At 39.7% G+C, this 17,302-nt stretch carries 14 protein-coding genes and 1 pseudogene; 2 read left to right on the forward strand and 13 right to left on the reverse strand.

The annotated features are described in order from the left end of the window. Positions 1–78: 78 nt before the first annotated feature. The 7 genes from cysE to FTU29_RS01250 form a co-directional block, all read right to left on the reverse strand. The gene (gene cysE, locus FTU29_RS01220; RefSeq protein ID WP_111883774.1) at positions 79–888 is read right to left on the reverse strand and encodes a serine O-acetyltransferase; all 810 of its coding nucleotides are present in this window, start codon (positions 886–888) and stop codon (positions 79–81) included. Continuing rightward, positions 881–1,723: an RNA methyltransferase gene (locus FTU29_RS01225; RefSeq protein ID WP_180106543.1), complete on the reverse strand. Its 843-nt coding sequence runs from the start codon at positions 1,721–1,723 to the stop codon at positions 881–883. The genes cysE and FTU29_RS01225 overlap by 8 nt, the downstream gene beginning before the upstream one ends. Before the next feature lie 51 nt (positions 1,724–1,774). Continuing rightward, on the reverse strand, positions 1,775–5,347 hold the full coding sequence (gene dnaE / locus FTU29_RS01230) for a DNA polymerase III subunit alpha (RefSeq protein WP_180084291.1): 3,573 nt from the start codon (positions 5,345–5,347) through the stop codon (positions 1,775–1,777). Positions 5,348–5,476: 129 nt separating this feature from the next. Continuing rightward, the gene (locus FTU29_RS17380; RefSeq protein WP_257226882.1) at positions 5,477–5,761 is read right to left on the reverse strand and encodes a hypothetical protein; all 285 of its coding nucleotides are present in this window, start codon (positions 5,759–5,761) and stop codon (positions 5,477–5,479) included. 587 nt (positions 5,762–6,348) lie between these two features. Beyond that, a complete protein-coding gene (locus FTU29_RS01240) occupies positions 6,349–7,044 on the reverse strand; it encodes a methionine ABC transporter permease (RefSeq protein ID WP_180119911.1) in 696 nt (231 codons plus the stop codon). After that, positions 7,041–8,066 carry a methionine ABC transporter ATP-binding protein gene (locus FTU29_RS01245; RefSeq protein ID WP_180119918.1) on the reverse strand — a complete coding sequence of 342 codons (1,026 nt, stop codon included), beginning with the start codon at positions 8,064–8,066 and terminating at the stop codon, positions 7,041–7,043. Before FTU29_RS01245 ends, FTU29_RS01240 begins: the two co-directional genes overlap by 4 nt. Positions 8,067–8,140: 74 nt before the next feature. Further along, on the reverse strand, positions 8,141–9,013 hold the full coding sequence (locus FTU29_RS01250; protein ID WP_180023817.1) for a MetQ/NlpA family ABC transporter substrate-binding protein: 873 nt from the start codon (positions 9,011–9,013) through the stop codon (positions 8,141–8,143). A 657-nt stretch (positions 9,014–9,670) separates the two neighbouring features. Here FTU29_RS01250 and FTU29_RS01255 point away from each other — a divergent pair. Further along, a pseudogene (locus tag FTU29_RS01255) lies at positions 9,671–9,991 on the forward strand (pyrimidine/purine nucleoside phosphorylase). A 242-nt stretch (positions 9,992–10,233) separates the two neighbouring features. Here FTU29_RS01255 and FTU29_RS01260 read toward each other — a convergent pair. Then, positions 10,234–10,791: a GNAT family N-acetyltransferase gene (locus tag FTU29_RS01260; protein WP_180119920.1), complete on the reverse strand. Its 558-nt coding sequence runs from the start codon at positions 10,789–10,791 to the stop codon at positions 10,234–10,236. Between the two features lie 56 nt (positions 10,792–10,847). On the opposite strand from FTU29_RS01260, the gene FTU29_RS01265 reads away from it, so the two are divergent. Then, positions 10,848–11,627: a hypothetical protein gene (locus FTU29_RS01265; protein ID WP_180119922.1), complete on the forward strand. Its 780-nt coding sequence runs from the start codon at positions 10,848–10,850 to the stop codon at positions 11,625–11,627. 61 nt (positions 11,628–11,688) lie between these two features. Here FTU29_RS01265 and purD read toward each other — a convergent pair whose 3' ends face one another. From purD to prmA, 5 genes are all read right to left on the reverse strand, one after another. Then, a complete protein-coding gene (purD, locus tag FTU29_RS01270; RefSeq protein WP_180102149.1) occupies positions 11,689–12,972 on the reverse strand; it encodes a phosphoribosylamine--glycine ligase in 1,284 nt (427 codons plus the stop codon). A 132-nt stretch (positions 12,973–13,104) separates the two neighbouring features. Next, positions 13,105–14,679, reverse strand: a complete 1,575-nt coding sequence (purH, locus tag FTU29_RS01275) for a bifunctional phosphoribosylaminoimidazolecarboxamide formyltransferase/IMP cyclohydrolase (RefSeq protein WP_180119924.1) — start codon at positions 14,677–14,679, stop codon at positions 13,105–13,107. Positions 14,680–14,774: 95 nt separating this feature from the next. Then, positions 14,775–15,044 carry a DNA-binding transcriptional regulator Fis gene (fis, locus tag FTU29_RS01280; RefSeq protein ID WP_001086304.1) on the reverse strand — a complete coding sequence of 90 codons (270 nt, stop codon included), beginning with the start codon at positions 15,042–15,044 and terminating at the stop codon, positions 14,775–14,777. Positions 15,045–15,436: 392 nt separating this feature from the next. Continuing rightward, positions 15,437–16,321, reverse strand: a complete 885-nt coding sequence (locus tag FTU29_RS01285) for a DUF3426 domain-containing protein (protein ID WP_180119926.1) — start codon at positions 16,319–16,321, stop codon at positions 15,437–15,439. An 18-nt stretch (positions 16,322–16,339) separates the two neighbouring features. Beyond that, complete coding sequence (gene prmA, locus FTU29_RS01290; RefSeq protein ID WP_078188734.1) at positions 16,340–17,242, reverse strand: 50S ribosomal protein L11 methyltransferase; 903 nt, start codon at positions 17,240–17,242, stop codon at positions 16,340–16,342. Positions 17,243–17,302 lie beyond the last annotated feature (60 nt).

Below are 17,302 nucleotides of genomic sequence, written 5' to 3' on the forward strand. Positions count from 1 at the left end.
AAAAAAAGCATGTTGGTCAGTCTAAAAAAACTCTGAACAACATGCAAGTTAAAGGCAACTTATTCTGATTGCTTTTGGTTAAGCTTTAGATTGTGAACTTTGCGCTTCGCATTCGCGGCGCACATCTTCAATGATTTTAAGTTCTTCCTGACTAAAAGGTTGTTCATTAAGCTGTTGCTTTTTGAACGTTGGGTCAAGGAGAGACAAACGCTGACACAAATTATTCATACGTTTTTCATTGTGCTGAATACGATCTAACAATACACGCATACCTTCTAACATCGGGTCAGTTTGGTCTTGGGTTGCAGCATAAGGCTGGAAACCAATACTTTCTGCATAGTCGCGACGACGTGTTTCCGCTTCATCTTTTGGTTTATCTTTGGTGATAAAGCGTGCTGGATTGCCCACAGCAGTAGTATTTGCAGGAACTTCCTTAGTCACGACGGCATTTGAACCGACTTTGGCATTTTTACCCACCGTAAATGGGCCCAAGATCTTTGCACCAGCGCCAACCACTACACCATCTTCCAAAGTTGGGTGACGTTTGCCTTTGTTCCAAGTCGTGCCACCTAAGGTCACACCATGGTAGAGGGTGACATCATCACCAATTTCAGCTGTTTCACCAATCACCACACCCATACCGTGGTCAATGAAGAAACGACGACCGATTTTCGCACCCGGATGAATCTCAATGCCTGTGGCAAAGCGGCTAAAAGAAGACAATAAGCGGGCTGAGCCTTTACACTCTTTTTTCCAAAGTTCATGTGCCATACGATGCATGATCAAGGCATGAATTCCTGGATAAGTCGTTAAGACTTCGAGTGTATTTCGTGCAGCAGGATCGCGCGCGAATACAGCCTGTATATCTTCTTTGAGCTGCTTAAGCATTAGATTGATCCTCATTGTCTGTAGATTTTTTCCATGTTCCGTTATTTAAAGCCTGTACTCGGCTAAAGATGCCACGTAATAAGTGGTATTCCATACGATCTAATTGTATACGTCCAAATAGGCGACGCAAGCGTAAAGGTAATAATCTTGGATTTTTTGGATCCATAAATTCAATCTCTGCCAGCATTTTTTCAATATGCGGGTAGAACTGTTCCATCATTTCATGGGTCACCAAAGGTTCATCCCATTCCATATCGATGTCATCTGTCACATGCATCTTGGCATCAGGGTTTGCAGTTAACTCAGTATGTGCAAGGGCGGCCATGCGCATTTCATAGCAAATGACTTGAATCGCTTGGGCAACGTTCAATACGCCATATTCAGTATTTACTGGAATAGTGACGTGATAATTGGCCATTGCCAATTCTTCATTGGTCAAACCACGGTCTTCACGGCCAAACACCACGGCAATTTCTTGTTGTTGTTCACAGACTGCTTTGAGAGACATTTCAGCAGCAGGGCGAGCATCAAGTAATGGCCATGGGATGGTACGACTACGCGCACTAGTACCAAAGACAATATGACAATCTTTAATGGCATCTTCTAGTGATTCAACGATTTCAATTTGATCAATTAAATCGACAGCACCGGCAGCCAAAGCATTAATGTCCGGATGCGGGTAAGTCTTCGGTGCAACTAAGACCAACTTTGAAAGTCCCATGGTTTTCATGGCACGTAATGCACTACCAATATTTGCGGGTAATGTTGTATTCACCATGACAATACGCACATGGGAGAGATGTGCTGAAACCGCAGCATTGTCAGTTTGATTCATGATATTTCCAATATGTTTATTTAAAAAAGCAGTTCAAACAGCGTTTAAACTTTAAGAAAATTGATTGGCTTCTGCTTGGTATAAATCCATGGCATCATCCATGCTCATCCCATCTGGCGGTGGCGGAACCTGCGCAGGAATAGAGGCTTGTTCATAACTTACCGCTTTGGCAGCTTTGGATTTGACATGATATTCGACATGCAAAGATTCTTTGCCGAAGTAGTCACGCAGCTTAGACAGTAATTCATCTAGTGGGGCAACTTTCCAGTTTAAGCCCAAATGAATGTCGGCCGTCGCATATGGATAGTCTATATATAACTGCACAGGGATATGCGTACACATATCGACATTGCAAAAAGGCAGTAAAATATTTTGGATGTCGCGTGATAGCGTTTTACTAAAATGTTCAGGTGTTAATTTAATTTGAATGGCATTGGCACGTTTTTGACGGATTTCATTCAAACTGAAGGCTTTAGTTAAGCGACCCATTGGCCGATCAAAACCTTCACGTTCGTAAATTTCACCTTCAATGACCACCACTTTTTCGTTTTGAATCACATCTTTGAAGCGGTTAAAACGTTCGTGATTCGCAGACACTTCTATACGTGCAGTACCATCATCGAGCGTCACCATCATGCGGTTCGGGAAGTTGGCAATATCGACGACGAGGCCTGCAAATACTGTAGTGACACCACGTCGTGTAGGCGTAAGCTCATTAATGCGCTGTGAAATAAAGGCTTTTAGCTCTGATCGATACACATCGATCGGATGACCTGTTAGATAAAGCCCAAGAGTATCTTTTTCACCTTTAAGGCGAACTTCATCTGACCACGGTTTAACAGGTTTAGAAGGTTTACGTTGAACTTCTTCAACTTCACCAAATAAATCCATCATCCCCGTTTCGCGGTTTGTACGGGCTTGGTCAGCCGCTTGTACAGCTTCTGGCAATTGCGCCATCAAGTCAGCGCGTTCTAATCCTAAACAATCCAATGCGCCACCACGAATCAATGCTTCAAGCGTGCGCTTATTGATTTTTTTAAGGTCAATACGATGGCAGAAGTCAAACAGATCTTTATATGGGCCATCTTGGATACGTGAGTCAATCACAGACTGCATGGCAGCTTCACCGACACCCTTGATCGCACCTAAACCATAGACGATGGTTTTTGGATCGCTGGCATGGAAATTATATAAAGACATATTGACCGAAGGTGGTAAGACTTCAAGACCATTAATACGACAGTCATCGATCAAGAACACCACGTTGTCCGTGTTCTGCATTTCCGAGGTCATCACTGCTGACATAAATTCAGCAGGGAAATGTGCTTTTAACCAAGCGGTTTGATATGCAACAAGGGCGTAGGCTGCGGCATGGGATTTGTTAAAACCATAGCCTGCGAATTTTTCCATATAATCGAAGATATGGTTGGCCGTATCTGCATCAATACCTTTGGTTGCAGCACCTTCAGTAAAGATCTGACGGTGCTTAATCATTTCTTCGACTTTCTTTTTACCCATGGCACGACGAAGTAAATCCGCGCCACCCAAGCTATAGCCAGCACAGAACTGCGCTGCCTGCATTACCTGTTCCTGATACACCATAATGCCGTATGTCGGTTCAAGGACACTTTCTAGTAATGGATGTAAGTATTCAAACTCGCCACCATGCATTCGGTAAATAAAGTCAGGAATCAGATCCATGGGGCCTGGACGATATAAAGACACGAAAGCAATAATTTCTTCGAACTTACTTGGACGTGCCTCTTTCAGCATTTTTTTCATGCCGACGGATTCAAACTGGAAGACCGCTGTGGTATTTGCATCTGCGAACACAGCATAGGCAGGTTTGTCATCCAAAGGAATCAAGGAAATGTCGACAGGTGTAGTGATATCTGGACGGGCATTAATGTGCTTAATGGCATCTTCAATTACCGTTAAGTTACGTAAGCCCAAGAAGTCGAATTTAACTAGACCTGCAGCTTCCACATCGTCTTTATCGAATTGGGCTACACGGTTAGTTCCATCTGCATCACACAGTACAGCGGAATAGTCGGTTAACTTGGTTGGTGCAATTACCACACCACCGGCGTGTTTACCTGTATTACGGGTAATGCCTTCAAGTTTAAGTGCCATTTCCCAAATTTCGGCTGCATCGTCGTTATCAGGATTTGATGGGTTGGTGACAATATCTTTTAGCTGTGGTTCGGCCTCAATGGATTCTTCCAAACTTAAACCTAAAGGCTTGGTCGGAATCATTTTAGAAATACGGTCAGCCAAACCATAAGATTTACCCAAGACACGGGCTACGTCACGAATTGCACCTTTTGCCGCCATGGTACCGAAAGTTGCAATTTGAGAGACCGCATCTCGACCATAGGTGCGTGCAACATAGTCAATAACACGGTCACGACCTGCAATACAGAAATCGACATCAAAGTCGGGCATTGATACACGTTCAGGGTTTAAGAAACGTTCGAACAGTAGGTCATAACGTAGTGGGTCTAGGTCAGTAATTTTTAAACTATAGGCAACCAAGGAACCTGCACCCGAACCACGGCCTGGACCAACAGGCACGCCATTACCTTTAGACCATTGAATAAAGTCCATGACAATTAGGAAATAACCTGGGAATTGCATGGTCAGGATGATCCCGACTTCATAAGCCAAACGTTCATCATAAGGCTTACGAATTTCTGGCCAGTCGTCACCACGTTGTTCGACAGGGTACAAATGCGCTAAACGTTCTTCTAAACCTTCTTTTGATAAATGTTCAAAATAGGTGTCAATTGTATGACCTTCAGGAATTGGATAATCGGGAAGGTCATGGAAGCCTAAACGTAATGACACATTACAGCGTCGCGCAATGTGATAGGTATTTTCTATAGCCGTTGGAATGTCTGCAAACAGCTCCGTCATTTCCTCGGCAGTTTTAAAATACTGTTCAGGACTGTAATTTTTAGGGCGACGATTGTCACCGAGGACATAGCCATCGGCAATACAAACGCGTGCTTCATGTGCCTCGAAATCTTCTTTACGTATAAAATGCACATCGTTATGAGCAACCACACCAATGTTAAATTTCTTCGCAAGTTTTACTGCTTCGTGAATAAAGTCTTCTTCACCCGAGCGCTCAGTTCGTGTAATCGCTAGATAAACACGATTGCCAAATTTTTCGACCCATTCAGCTAACAGTGGTTCAGCTTTTTGCGGGTTGGAAGAGCAAAGCATTTTGCCGACATCACTTTGCATACCCAGTAAAACAATCAAGTCTTGGTGTTGATTTAAAATCCAATCTTTTTTTACGCAAGGAATATCAAGCTGTTGACCTGAAATATAACCTTCAGAAACCAACTCTGTTAGACTGCGCCAACCTTTATTGGTCATCGCTAGAAGAGTAGCTTTGTGTTCAGCATCATTCAAACGAATGGTTGAACCAAATATGGGTTTAATGCCTTTATCTAAGCACTTTTTATAGAATTTTACAGCAGCATGTAGATTTGAAAGGTCAGTAATGGCCAGAGCGGGCATTTCATCTGCAGCTGCAGCTTTTACAAGATCAGGTATACGTACAATAGATTCAGTAATGGAAAATTCTGTAAAAATACCAAGATGTACAAAGTGCATAGATGAGTCCCTGCGAAAACAGCTGCTGATTTTAGCATGCTCTGAGTTCAAACTTGCGTTTATTGCATGGCTTTATGCAGATTTATAAATTCACTGTTTAAGCAATAAACGCTGTATGACAATCACCATTTAGCAAGCAATACCTTGATTAACTGAAAAGGCAGTTAATTTGCTATTTTTAAAGTTGAAGGCTAGATTGCCAATATTGGGTAAATCATAGTTATGCAGCTCTTTCAGCACGGATTTTGCATGAGTCGGTGAGAGTAAAATTACGTAAGTAACTTCATTTGGATTGGCTAATTTTGCACTTTTGATAAAGTCTTTTACAAATTGTTGATAGTCATATTGGCTTATCAGATGTTTCGACCCAATTTGAATTTTATCGCGTATTTGAGTGGATTTATCCCATTCCATCCAAACATCCCCTTTGGTCTGTCCAAGTTGGACGAAGCTGCTTTTATTTTTAGAGAATGAATCATGTTTAACTTGAGGATTGTCCTCAGCATAAATTTCAAATTTTAGAAATTTACCTTTTGATGTGATATGAAATTCAGTATTGCCGGTACATTCTGAATATTCAAATTTTAAGCTTTACTGGATTTTTGCTGATTAATGCATTTGCTTTTGATGCAGGCAAGGGTAAGGCTAAGTCAACATCATTTACCTTAATACTAGTGACATAGTCATAATCAGCAATGGATGCAGATGCAGCTGAAGTGATCAATATCACCGTTGTGAAAAAAATTTAAGCGGAAAATTTGTGCTGTCAGTGTAGTTTCCATGGGGAATATAAAATCCTGTTCTTTTGATATTTTGTACTCATTCAAGTTTTTGTAAACGTAATATTGAAGGTTACATTTTAAATTTTATGGTGTTACTAATTTGCCGTCAAAATAATTTAAAACTAAAAAAAAAATTTGGTTTAAGTACAGCTTAAAAAAACCAAATCTTAAATACTAAAAAGCCCTCCGAAGAGAGCTTATAATATAAATCGTGATGACTCAACGTAACTTCGATAACCAGTCTCCCAGACTTTGAACAATTTGTACCAAAATCAACAATATAATGACGGTCATGATGACCACGCTACTATCAAAACGTTGATAACCATAAGAAATAGCAAGGTCACCGATACCGCCTGCACCTACTGCACCCGCCATAGCTGTTGCGCCAATCAAGCTAATGGTTGCAGTCGTTAAGTTTAAAATTAAAGAGCTACGAGACTCTGGCAGAACAAATTTAGTAATGATTTGCAGCGGAGATGCACCCATCGCTTGAGCAGACTCAATGATGCCGTCATTCACTTCAAGCAATGATGTTTCAATCAGACGACCAATGTACGGACCAACATAGATTGTGAGGGGAACAATTGCAGCCCAAGTCCCGATCGATGTCCCTACAATGACTTTGGTCAAAGGAATGACAGCAATCAAGAGGATAATAAATGGTAATGAACGCAGCGCATTCACAATCGGGTTCAAACCATGGTAGATGACACGGTTAGGCAAAATGCCTTGTGGACGTGAGACATATAAAATCACGGCCTGGATAAAACCCCAAATACAGCCAAAGAGCATGGCAAAGAACACCATATGAAAAGTTTCTTGTAGGGCAGTGACGAACTGATCCATAGACAAAGAACTTTTCCAAAAGGGTGCGGTAATTTGAGTCAGCCATTGAACAATTAAATCTCTCATTGCTGAACTCCTGCTTGAGTGACTTCAACGCCATGTTGCTCTAAGAACTCCAACGCTTGTTGAATCAATGCTGCATCACCTAATAGCTGAACGAACATTTGCCCAATTACCGCACCATTAATTTCAGTCATATTGGCAAACAAAATATTCAGGCTAATATCAAACTGTTTAATTACCGCCTGAATGACAGTTTCTTGTGCCGAACTGCCCAGAAATTTTAAACAATAAATACTGTTATGGTTTTGATTTTCTAGATTATTTAAAATATTAACAGGGAGCTGTTGCTGCAAAACAGTTTGAATAAAGTTTTTGGTTGTATTGTGTTTTGGCTGACTAAAAATCTCTAAGGTTGAGCCATGTTCGATGATTTTCCCTTGTTCCATCACCGCAACATAATCACAAACAGATTCAATCACATCCATTTCATGGGTGACCATCACAATAGTAATGCCTTGTTCTTGATTGATTTTCTTTAATAACGCCAATACCGACTTGGTGGTTTGCGGATCGAGAGCAGATGTTGCTTCATCACACAGTAAAATTTTAGGATGATTGACAAGCGCACGGGCAATCCCGACACGTTGTTTTTGGCCACCAGAGAGCTCATCCGGATAGGCATTTTTCTTATGTTTTAGGTCAATAAATTCGAGCAACTCTTTTAAACGTTTTTGGCGTTCAGCTTTAGACACACCTAAAAGTTTAAGCGGCATTTCAATATTTTCTGCAACTGTTTTGGTTTGCAGTAAATTGAAGTGCTGGAAGATCATGCCAATATTGGTTCTTTCTTGACGTAGCTCTGCCGAATTTAAAGCAGTAAAGTCTTTATCATGAATAATAATTTGCCCTTCACTAGGACGTTCTAGCAAATTAATTAAACGGATTAAGGTACTTTTGCCTGCACCACTGTAGCCAATTAGACCGAAAATACAGCCATCTGGAATGTCCAGATTAATCTGATCCAGTGCTGTAACGGTTTGGCCTTTTAGCTCAAAATGCTTGGAGATATTTTTAAATTGGATCATAGCGTCAAAAAAGGTTCAGAAATGAAAAAACAGGCAAAGTAAACTTTGCCTGTTTATTTGAAGAAATTATATTACTATTTTGCTTCAGTGAGGTAGCTAGTTGGTTTGTTTACATCAATTTTAGTACCACCAAAATGTTCATCGATGTAAGCTTTAACTGCTGGAGTGTGGTAAAGCGCGCCTACTTTTTGTAGTACTGGGTCATTTTGACGGTCAGCAGCAACAGCAAGAATGTTCACGTTCATTTTTGTACTTTGATCGATTGGCTCATAGTAAACCGCATCTTTCAGTACGTTTAAACCACCTTCCATTGCAAGGGTATTACCCAAAACAATCGCATCAACTTCGTCTTTAACACGAACCGCAGTCGCCATTTGAATTGGTTTGATTACGATTTTTTTCGCATTTTCAGTTATGTCAGCAGGTGTGCCTTTTACATCGTCAAAATCAGCTTTAAGTTTGATTAAGCCAGCAGATTGAAGTAGCAACAATGCACGTGATTCGTTTGCGCCATCATTTGGAATCGCGATTGTTGCACCTGTTTTGAACTCTTCAAGTTTTTTGACTTTGCTTGAATAGATACCCATTGGCTCTAAATAAGTAGTCGAAAGCGGTGCGATTTTATCTTTATTGTTGTCATTAAACGCAACCATATAGGCATATGACTGGAATGCATTAACATCAATTTCTTTGTTCGCTACAGCAGTGTTCATAGACACATAGTCAGTAAAGTTTTTCACTTCAAGTTTAATGCCAGCTTCTTTGGTTTCAGGAAGCGTAGCAATATAGCGCCAAATATCAGCATCTGAACCAGTCGAAGCCATGGTAACAGTTTGCACTTCTGCAGTGTCTTTTTGTTGTGCGGCGTCAGTTGCAGGAGCTTCTTGTTTACCACAGCCTGAAAGGCCCACAGATAAACCGAGAACTAATCCTAGGAGCTTTTTCATATATTCACCCGAGTAAATTTATAAAATTAATAAATTCACAAATCATATTATGGAGAGATTTACTTAAGTCTTTTATCAGACAGGCTGATAGATGCTTAATAATTTAAAATGCTACACAGACTTATACAATTAGATCTGATTCTATTTCCAAATGGGAAAAGATAGCCATTGCAAGCTGCTGTAAACAAAAGATTTAATAAAGCGAATCTCTATATTTCGCTAGGCATCATATCAATTTTTTATTATTCAATATAGTGATTTAAAAAGTTATGCTTAGCAGCAAAAATGTATATGGAATATGTTTAATTAAATAATTTAATAAGTAAAAACAATATATTATTTATAATTAAACTATTTAAGTACATCATTTATATAAGTTTAGGTCTATATAACAAATTTTAAAATGTATTGCTGAAAAAATGATAAAAATGAAATAAGTCCTGTCATACACAAAATTTGTAACATTCATATGTGAAAATAACGGAGAGCTTCAATCTAATCTGCATTGAAATCTTTATTGATATATTTGAAGTTCAACTCTGATTCATGGTTTTTCAAAATCATAGATCTAAATCTGAGGAAGATTGAATCCGCTACAGCAGTTTAAGATAGGCTGATTAATAATTGATCATAATAAATTGCTATGTGCGGCACGCTATGTTAAATCAGTTTGATTTCGTCTCATTTGTAAAAAAGCCTACGGTTCATTATGGTGGTATATCGGTGAGCCATGTTTAAAAAATGGAAGATGATAGCCAAAAAACTATCGCTGTATTTTTGATATCAGAACAACCTATGACGTTTGAGGTGCATGTGAAAGAACGTGTTGAAATCACATCGGGGTAGTGTGTTGTGCAAATTGGGGACCAGGTCGAGTTTGTTCAATATACTTCTGGCGAAAGCTTTATTGTTCCACAAGATTCTATTTTTAAAGTGCAATGTACTGATGTCGTTGATTATGTATGCCATTTTGATTAAGCATGCTTAAACAGGTTGGAGTTGCTTTAGCATTGTGACTTATGATTTTTACTTCCAAAGCCATAGTAATTGATATGTTTAGAGTTTAAACCCCGCATTTAGCGGGGTTTTTTATATGATTTAATGAATGAATTAGCTTTCTTATACGAAATCCTGTAGTTACTAAAATTAAAGAATTTAACATCACCTATAACCACTGTTTGGCAGAGTTAATGTGCTTTGGTTTTGCTGTGAATAAATATTCAATTAGCAAAATGGAATGTGCAATAATCACTACGTTGTATTTCATACAGCACGTGTTTATTTAAGTGATGCTCTAGTGGTACAAGTGGATGATTAAACTCACGGACTTTTTGCATACCAATTTTTTGCATAACATGTTCGGATGGTTTATTTAAACACGCTGTAAATGAAATGACTTTCTCAAGTCTTAGATTTCGAAAAGCATGTTTGAGAACTGCTTTCGCACCTTCAGTAGCATAACCTTGATGCCAATATTGCGGCAGTAGCCGCCAGCCAATTTCAGGTGCATCGGCTATTTCAAACTCAGGTGGGTGTATGTGTAAGCCGATAAAGCCAATAAATTCACCTGTAGCTTTAAGCTCGACAGCATATAAGCCCCAGCCGCGTGTTTCGATTGCATCACGTATGCGTTGTATAAAGGCAGTAGCTTCAGAAGCATCGAGTTTTTTAGGAAAATAGCGCATGACATCGTCATCTGCACACATTTGGGTGAATGGAGCAATGTCGAAGTCTTGCCATTGGCGGAGGATAAGGCGAGGGGTTGGGAGTTGTATCATATATGTAATACTATAATTTCCTTATTCTTATTATAAAAAGACCGTGAGTAGATGTGATGTATATTTTTGAAATAATTATACCTGGGACTTGGCTTGATTATGAAGATCGTGAATGGAGTTGGGCGATTGAAAATCAGCTTCGTTCGTTAGAAGCGCAATTTTTTGAGGCAAATTTAGCTTTAAATCTGTTCCATTCAATGGTTCACCAAGAATCAACTTCTAAAGATGATTGGCTTCGAGAAAATAATAGAAGAAGTGAAATAAGGAAGGAGATTGAAGTAGAGATTTTACAAGAGGGTAAGAATCATTGGGATTATATGGAAGAGATTAATTTAAAAACGGAAATTATTTTTAAAAGAGAAAAATGGAGTCAAGGTCATATACCTAGGGAGTTTAATCATAATTTAGCATTTATATATGCACGAGCATTTTTATATGCTTTGGATACTTTTGATAAATTTCTTAAAGTTTTATCAAATAATAAAGATGTTCCAACGGAGCTGAAAACTGCGTATTTGAAAATGTCAGAATTTTTTCCTGATTTACGTGATGTTAGGAATACCGCCCAGCATCTCGAAGATAGATCAAGGGGATTGGGAGCATATAATAAGCCTTTGGATTTAAAGCCTGTTGAGAATAGTTTTATTAATGCTCAACAAGGTGCATTAATATTAAATTGTTTAAATGGCTCTAAGTATGGATCAACTATGGCAGATGGTCATTATGGTGAAGTAGATGTATCACCTGAATCGATGAATCATTTGCAAAGTATTTTGACAGAAGTTTTAAACGCTTTTAAATGGAAAGGCAGTCCTCAGCATAAGCCTAGTGCTTAGAACTTATATTGTTAAAAAACCCCGCAATAAGCGGGGTTTTTTTACTTAATTAAATTAATGATTAAGCATTTTCACGTGCAATTGCGCGGTAACCAATATCTTTACGGTATTGAACGCCGTCAAACGTTACTTTTTGGCACAGCTCTAATGCTTTCGCTTGAGCTTCGCCAATGGTGTTGCCTAGCGCAGTCACACAAAGCACACGACCACCAGCAGTCACAATATCACCATTTTCAAGTGCTTTAGTCCCTGCATGGAATACTTTCGCATCAGCCATTTCAGTGTCTAAACCTGAAATTACATCGCCATTGCTAGACGTTTCTGGGTAGCCACGTGACGCAAGTACGATACCTACAGTCTTACGCTCATCCCAATCTGCTTCTTTTGGTAAGTTACCTGCAATACCAGCTTCAACCAAATCAACTAGAGATGATTTTAAACGCATCATAATTGGTTGAGTTTCAGGGTCGCCAAAACGACAGTTGAACTCGATCACTTTTGGTTGACCTTGTTCATCAATCATCAAACCTGCGTATAAGAAACCTGTATAAACATGACCGTCTTTTTTCATACCTTCAACGGTAGGACGCATCACTTCATTCATGGTTTTTTCAAATACGTCAGCCGTCACCACAGGAGCAGGAGAGTAAGCACCCATACCGCCCGTATTTGGACCTTGGTCGCCTTCAAAGATACGTTTGTGATCTTGAGAAGTCGCCATCGGCAAGATGTTGTCGCCATCAATCATACAAATGAAAGATGCTTCTTCACCTGCAAGGAATTCTTCGATTACTACACGTGAGCCAGCATCGCCAAATTTGTTGCCTGCAAGCATGTCATCAATCGCATCAAATGCTTCTTGATTGGTCATGGCAACAATTACGCCTTTACCCGCAGCAAGGCCATCTGCCTTGATAACGATTGGTGCACCATTTTTTTCAACAAATGCTTTTGCTGCATCTACTTCTGTAAATACATCATAGAAAGCAGTTGGAATGTTGTGGCGTTTTAAGAAATGCTTAGCAAATGCTTTAGAGCCTTCAAGCTGTGCTGCAAATTGAGTTGGACCCCAAATTTTTACACCCGCTTCACGGCAAGCATCGACTACACCATTGACAAGCGGTGCTTCTGGACCAACCACGATTAAATCAACAGCATTGTTTTTTGCAAAGTCGATAATCGCTGCATTGTCTAAAATGTTAAGCGCAACATTTTCGCATTTATTTTCAGTTGCAGAACCCGCATTACCCGGTGCTACAAAGACTTTTGCGACTTTGTCATCTTGCGCGATTTTCCAGGCTAATGCATGTTCACGACCGCCATTACCCAAAACTAAAATATTCATCGGTTCATACTCCATGAATCGAAAATGACATAAAGTCCTCAGCCTAAAAATAGGAGAGGACTTTATGCAAGATTAGAAATCTAGTGTATTAAGCAAAAAAATGTGCTTAATTGTCATGATCAAGTTGCCAACTTAGTGACGGAAGTGACGCATGCCAGTGAAGACCATTGCAATACCAGCTTCATCAGCAGCAGCAATTGTCTCTTCATCACGCATAGAACCACCTGGTTGGATAATGCATTTGATACCCGCTTTCGCAGCGTTATCAATACCATCACGGAATGGGAAGAATGCGTCAGATGCCATTACCGCACCTTCAACTATTAAACCAGCATGTTCAGCTTTGATCGCAGCAATACGAGCAGAGTTAACGCGGCTCATTTGACCTGCGCCAACACCAATCGTTTGACGGCCTTTCGCATAAACAATCGCGTTAGATTTAACGTATTTCGCAACTTTCCAAGCAAAGATCAAGTCATCAATTTCTGCTTCAGTTGGCGCACGTTTAGTCACAACTTTAAGGTCATCTTTAGTGATCATGCCTAAGTCTTGGTCTTGAACCAATAGACCGCCATTTACACGTTTGTAGTCAAGCTGTGCTTTACGCTCAGTGATCGCAGGAAGCTCGCCGCATACAAGTACACGTACGTTTTTCTTCGCGCCAGTCACTTCAAGCACGCCTTCAGCAACGCTAGGAGCAATGATCACTTCAACGAATTGACGGTCAACAATGGCTTGAGCAGTTGCAACGTCTAATTCACGGTTGAATGCAATGATGCCACCGAATGCAGATTCAGGGTCAGTTGCGTATGCAAGGTCATAAGCAGCTTGAATGCCGTCAAGTGAAACTGCAACGCCACATGGGTTTGCGTGCTTAACGATTACACAAGCAGGTTTAGCGAATGATTTCACACATTCAAGTGCAGCGTCAGTGTCTGCAATATTGTTATAAGAGAGTTCTTTACCTTGAAGTTGTTTCGCAGTAGAAACAGATGCTTCAGTTGCTGTGTCTTCTACATAGAAAGCAGCAGATTGATGCGGGTTTTCACCGTAACGTAAGTCTTGAACTTTGTTCAATTGAGTATTGAAAGTACGCGCAAATTTATCTGCTTGACCTTCTTCCTTACCTACGCGAGCGCCTAAGTAAGATGCAATCATGCCGTCATACTGTGCAGTATGTTCAAATGCTTTAACGGCAAGGTCAAAACGAGTTGCATGTGATAATGCGCCTTCAGCTTTTAACTCTTCAACAACAGTTCCATAGTCAGATGCATTTACTACGATACCTACAGATGCATGGTTTTTCGCAGCAGCACGAACCATAGTCGGACCACCGATGTCGATATTTTCAATAGCATCAGCAAGTGAGCAGTTCGGTTTAGCCACAGTCGCAGCGAAAGGATAAAGGTTAACAACAACTAAATCGATTGCATCGATGTTGTGTTCAGCCATCACAGCTTCGTCTAGACCGCGACGAGCTAAGATACCACCATGAATTTTCGGATGTAGCGTTTTTACACGGCCGTCCATCATCTCTGGGAAACCTGTGTGCTCTGAAACTTCAACTACGGCAACATTATTGTCTTTCAACAATTTGTATGTTCCGCCAGTAGATAAAATTTCTACCCCTAGAGCAGCAAGTTCTTGTGCAAATTCAACAATTCCAGTCTTGTCAGACACAGAGATTAAAGCGCGTTTAATAGTCATGATCTTCGTCACAGTTTTCAAGGAACAGATTAAAACAAAATTAGCAAAATGCAGGTTAAAAAAAATGCCTGCGGAAGCCGCAAGCATTTTATCATTTATTCACTCATTAAACCGTGAGCTTTCAACTTTTTACGTAAAGTACCACGGTTTAAGCCGAGAATCTCAGCAGCGCGGGTTTGATTACCACGTGTATATTCAAGAACTACAGATAGAAGAGGCTTCTCCATTTCCGCCAGCACCATATCGTATACCTGAGATGGTTGCTCGCCTTGCAATTGTGCAAAGTAGTGGCGAACTGCGCGATCTACGTGAATACGAAGAGCGACATCAGATTGTGCAGTAAAAATAGGAGATTTGCTATTCATGCGAATTAATCCGAAAAATCAAATATCACTTGGGTAAAGTGATTTGTTAAAAGTGGTCTATAAACTTGAATGAACTCCGTTTTAGTTCCTAATGCGGAGTTCTAAAACTTGTACATTACTTGTAGCTTGACACAACTCGCAAAATTGTTCGAAAAATAAGCGTAACAATAGATTAATAATTGTTACAGCCTAAAAAACAAACAAAAAATCTACTCAATACGCAATAAATATTAAAGCGCACGGTTGGGATTGTATTTGTTGTGAAAAATTAGCGAGGAGTTTGCAGCACAAAGCTTTCGTGGCGCGTATCATACCATTGTCTAGGAAAAAGTGAGCAAGAAAACTGCATTTTTTTTATGTTTTTTTTACTTTTTTAATAGTTTTTTCCAATATTAGGGGCGAATCAACTCAATTGAATGATTATCGAAGCTTTTGCGTGCAATTGGTAGGCTAAATTGGAATTTAAAAGGACTACTTTTTGGGATCCGTTGGATGCCATGCAGACTTTTGTCCAAATACTCTTCAGGTAAAAGCGTATAGTTTGCTATTTCAGTACCATTTTCTTTTAGTGAAATTTTCATATTGGGTAAGGCTAGGCTACGGTCATGAAAATTGATCATTTCACCTGTAAAACGTGTTTCATTATTTCCAATGCTACGAATTTTGACTTTTTTGGTACTAATTAAACTGTAATGTTCCTCTAGGCGTGAACAATTGAATACATCACAGACCGCAGTAAATGCAGCACCCATCACTGGACTGTTTTTTAAATATTGTGGATTGAACCAGAAAAATTGGAATATAAGTGCACCAAATAAGAAGGCATTAATACAGAACCACATAAAATAATTCAGTGGTGTACGTTTTTTATCTTTTTCAGCCTGTTCTGCCCAATTTACAGCAGGCAGGTTGCCGATCGGTTCGGTGCTGAAATAATTTAAGTTATTTAAATACGTTTTTAGATCGATATTAGAGTTTTCGACTTTTTGATCAAATAGTTTTAATAAATGGTGGGTTGGTGTTTCTTCAACAGTCACTGGTGTAAGCGTATTATTAAATTCGCTGACATTAATAATAGTATTGGAGTTTTTCTGCGGTGCATTTTCTTGCTCAGGGGTAGAAAAAGACAACGCTTTATCTACCACCAAATGAGACAGTGCATTAAAAGATGTAGAGCACTTTGGGCAACAAACCATGCCCTGAGCGACAGTAAGCTGCGGAACAGTTACTTTATATGTTGTAAAACAAGTAGGGCAGTTAGTTAATTTGTCGCTCATAAGTACACATTTTAAATTTTAATACTGTTGGCGTTTACCCGAAATTCGGCACCATGTTTCGTCACGTTTTTCTACGTCTAATATATCAAAAAATTCAGAATAAACACTAGAAACATCAGAAACTTGCTCTTCAATCACACCTGCAAGTGCGAACTCTCCCTCAGATTTAATTAAAGTTGAGAATTCTGCAGCCAAGGCCATTAGAGGGCCTGCAAGAATATTGGCAACAAATACATCGGCTTTTTGTCCAGCGAGCTCTTGGTTGAACTCTTCAGGTAGGCCTACATACAAATTTTCCAGTACACCATTCAATTCGGCATTTTGTTGTGTTGCTAAAACGGCTTGTGGGTCAATATCAGTGGCATAAACTTTTTTGGCACCCAAAAGTAAAGCGGCAACACCTAAAATACCAGAACCACAACCGTAGTCGATTACGATTTTATCTTTAAGGTCAACTTTACCTAACCATTGTAGGCATAAGAATGTTGATGCATGGTTACCAGTACCAAAAGCAAGACCTGGGTCTAGTTTGATGTTTACGGCGTCTGCTTCTGGCGCTTCCATCCATTCTGGTACGATCCAGTATTTTTCACCAATTTGAATAGGCTCATAAGCATCCATCCATGTGCGTTCCCATTCTTGGTCTTCAATGAATTCGCTGCGCATTGGTGCTTCAGGAAGTTGCGCTTTAATAAATGTTTCTAATGCAGCAACATCAATTTCTTCATCATCTTCTTGTGCATAGATACCAGTAACGATCACTTTATTCCAAAGTGGTGTTTCACCTGGAAGTGGTTCAAGTAAATCCTGATTTTCTGCATCATCTAGCGTGACACTGACTGCACCTAAAGAACTGAGCAGCGTTTCAGTGTAATCAACTTGAGCTTTTTCAACAGTAATATGAATTTGTAACCACTTCACGGACATAACCTAAATGAGTTTTATAAAAAGCTATTGTAACGGAACTCGGCAACTTGCAGC

It is taken from the genome of Acinetobacter sp. YH12086, assembly GCF_013419345.1.
Lineage (GTDB): Bacteria > Pseudomonadota > Gammaproteobacteria > Pseudomonadales > Moraxellaceae > Acinetobacter > Acinetobacter amyesii.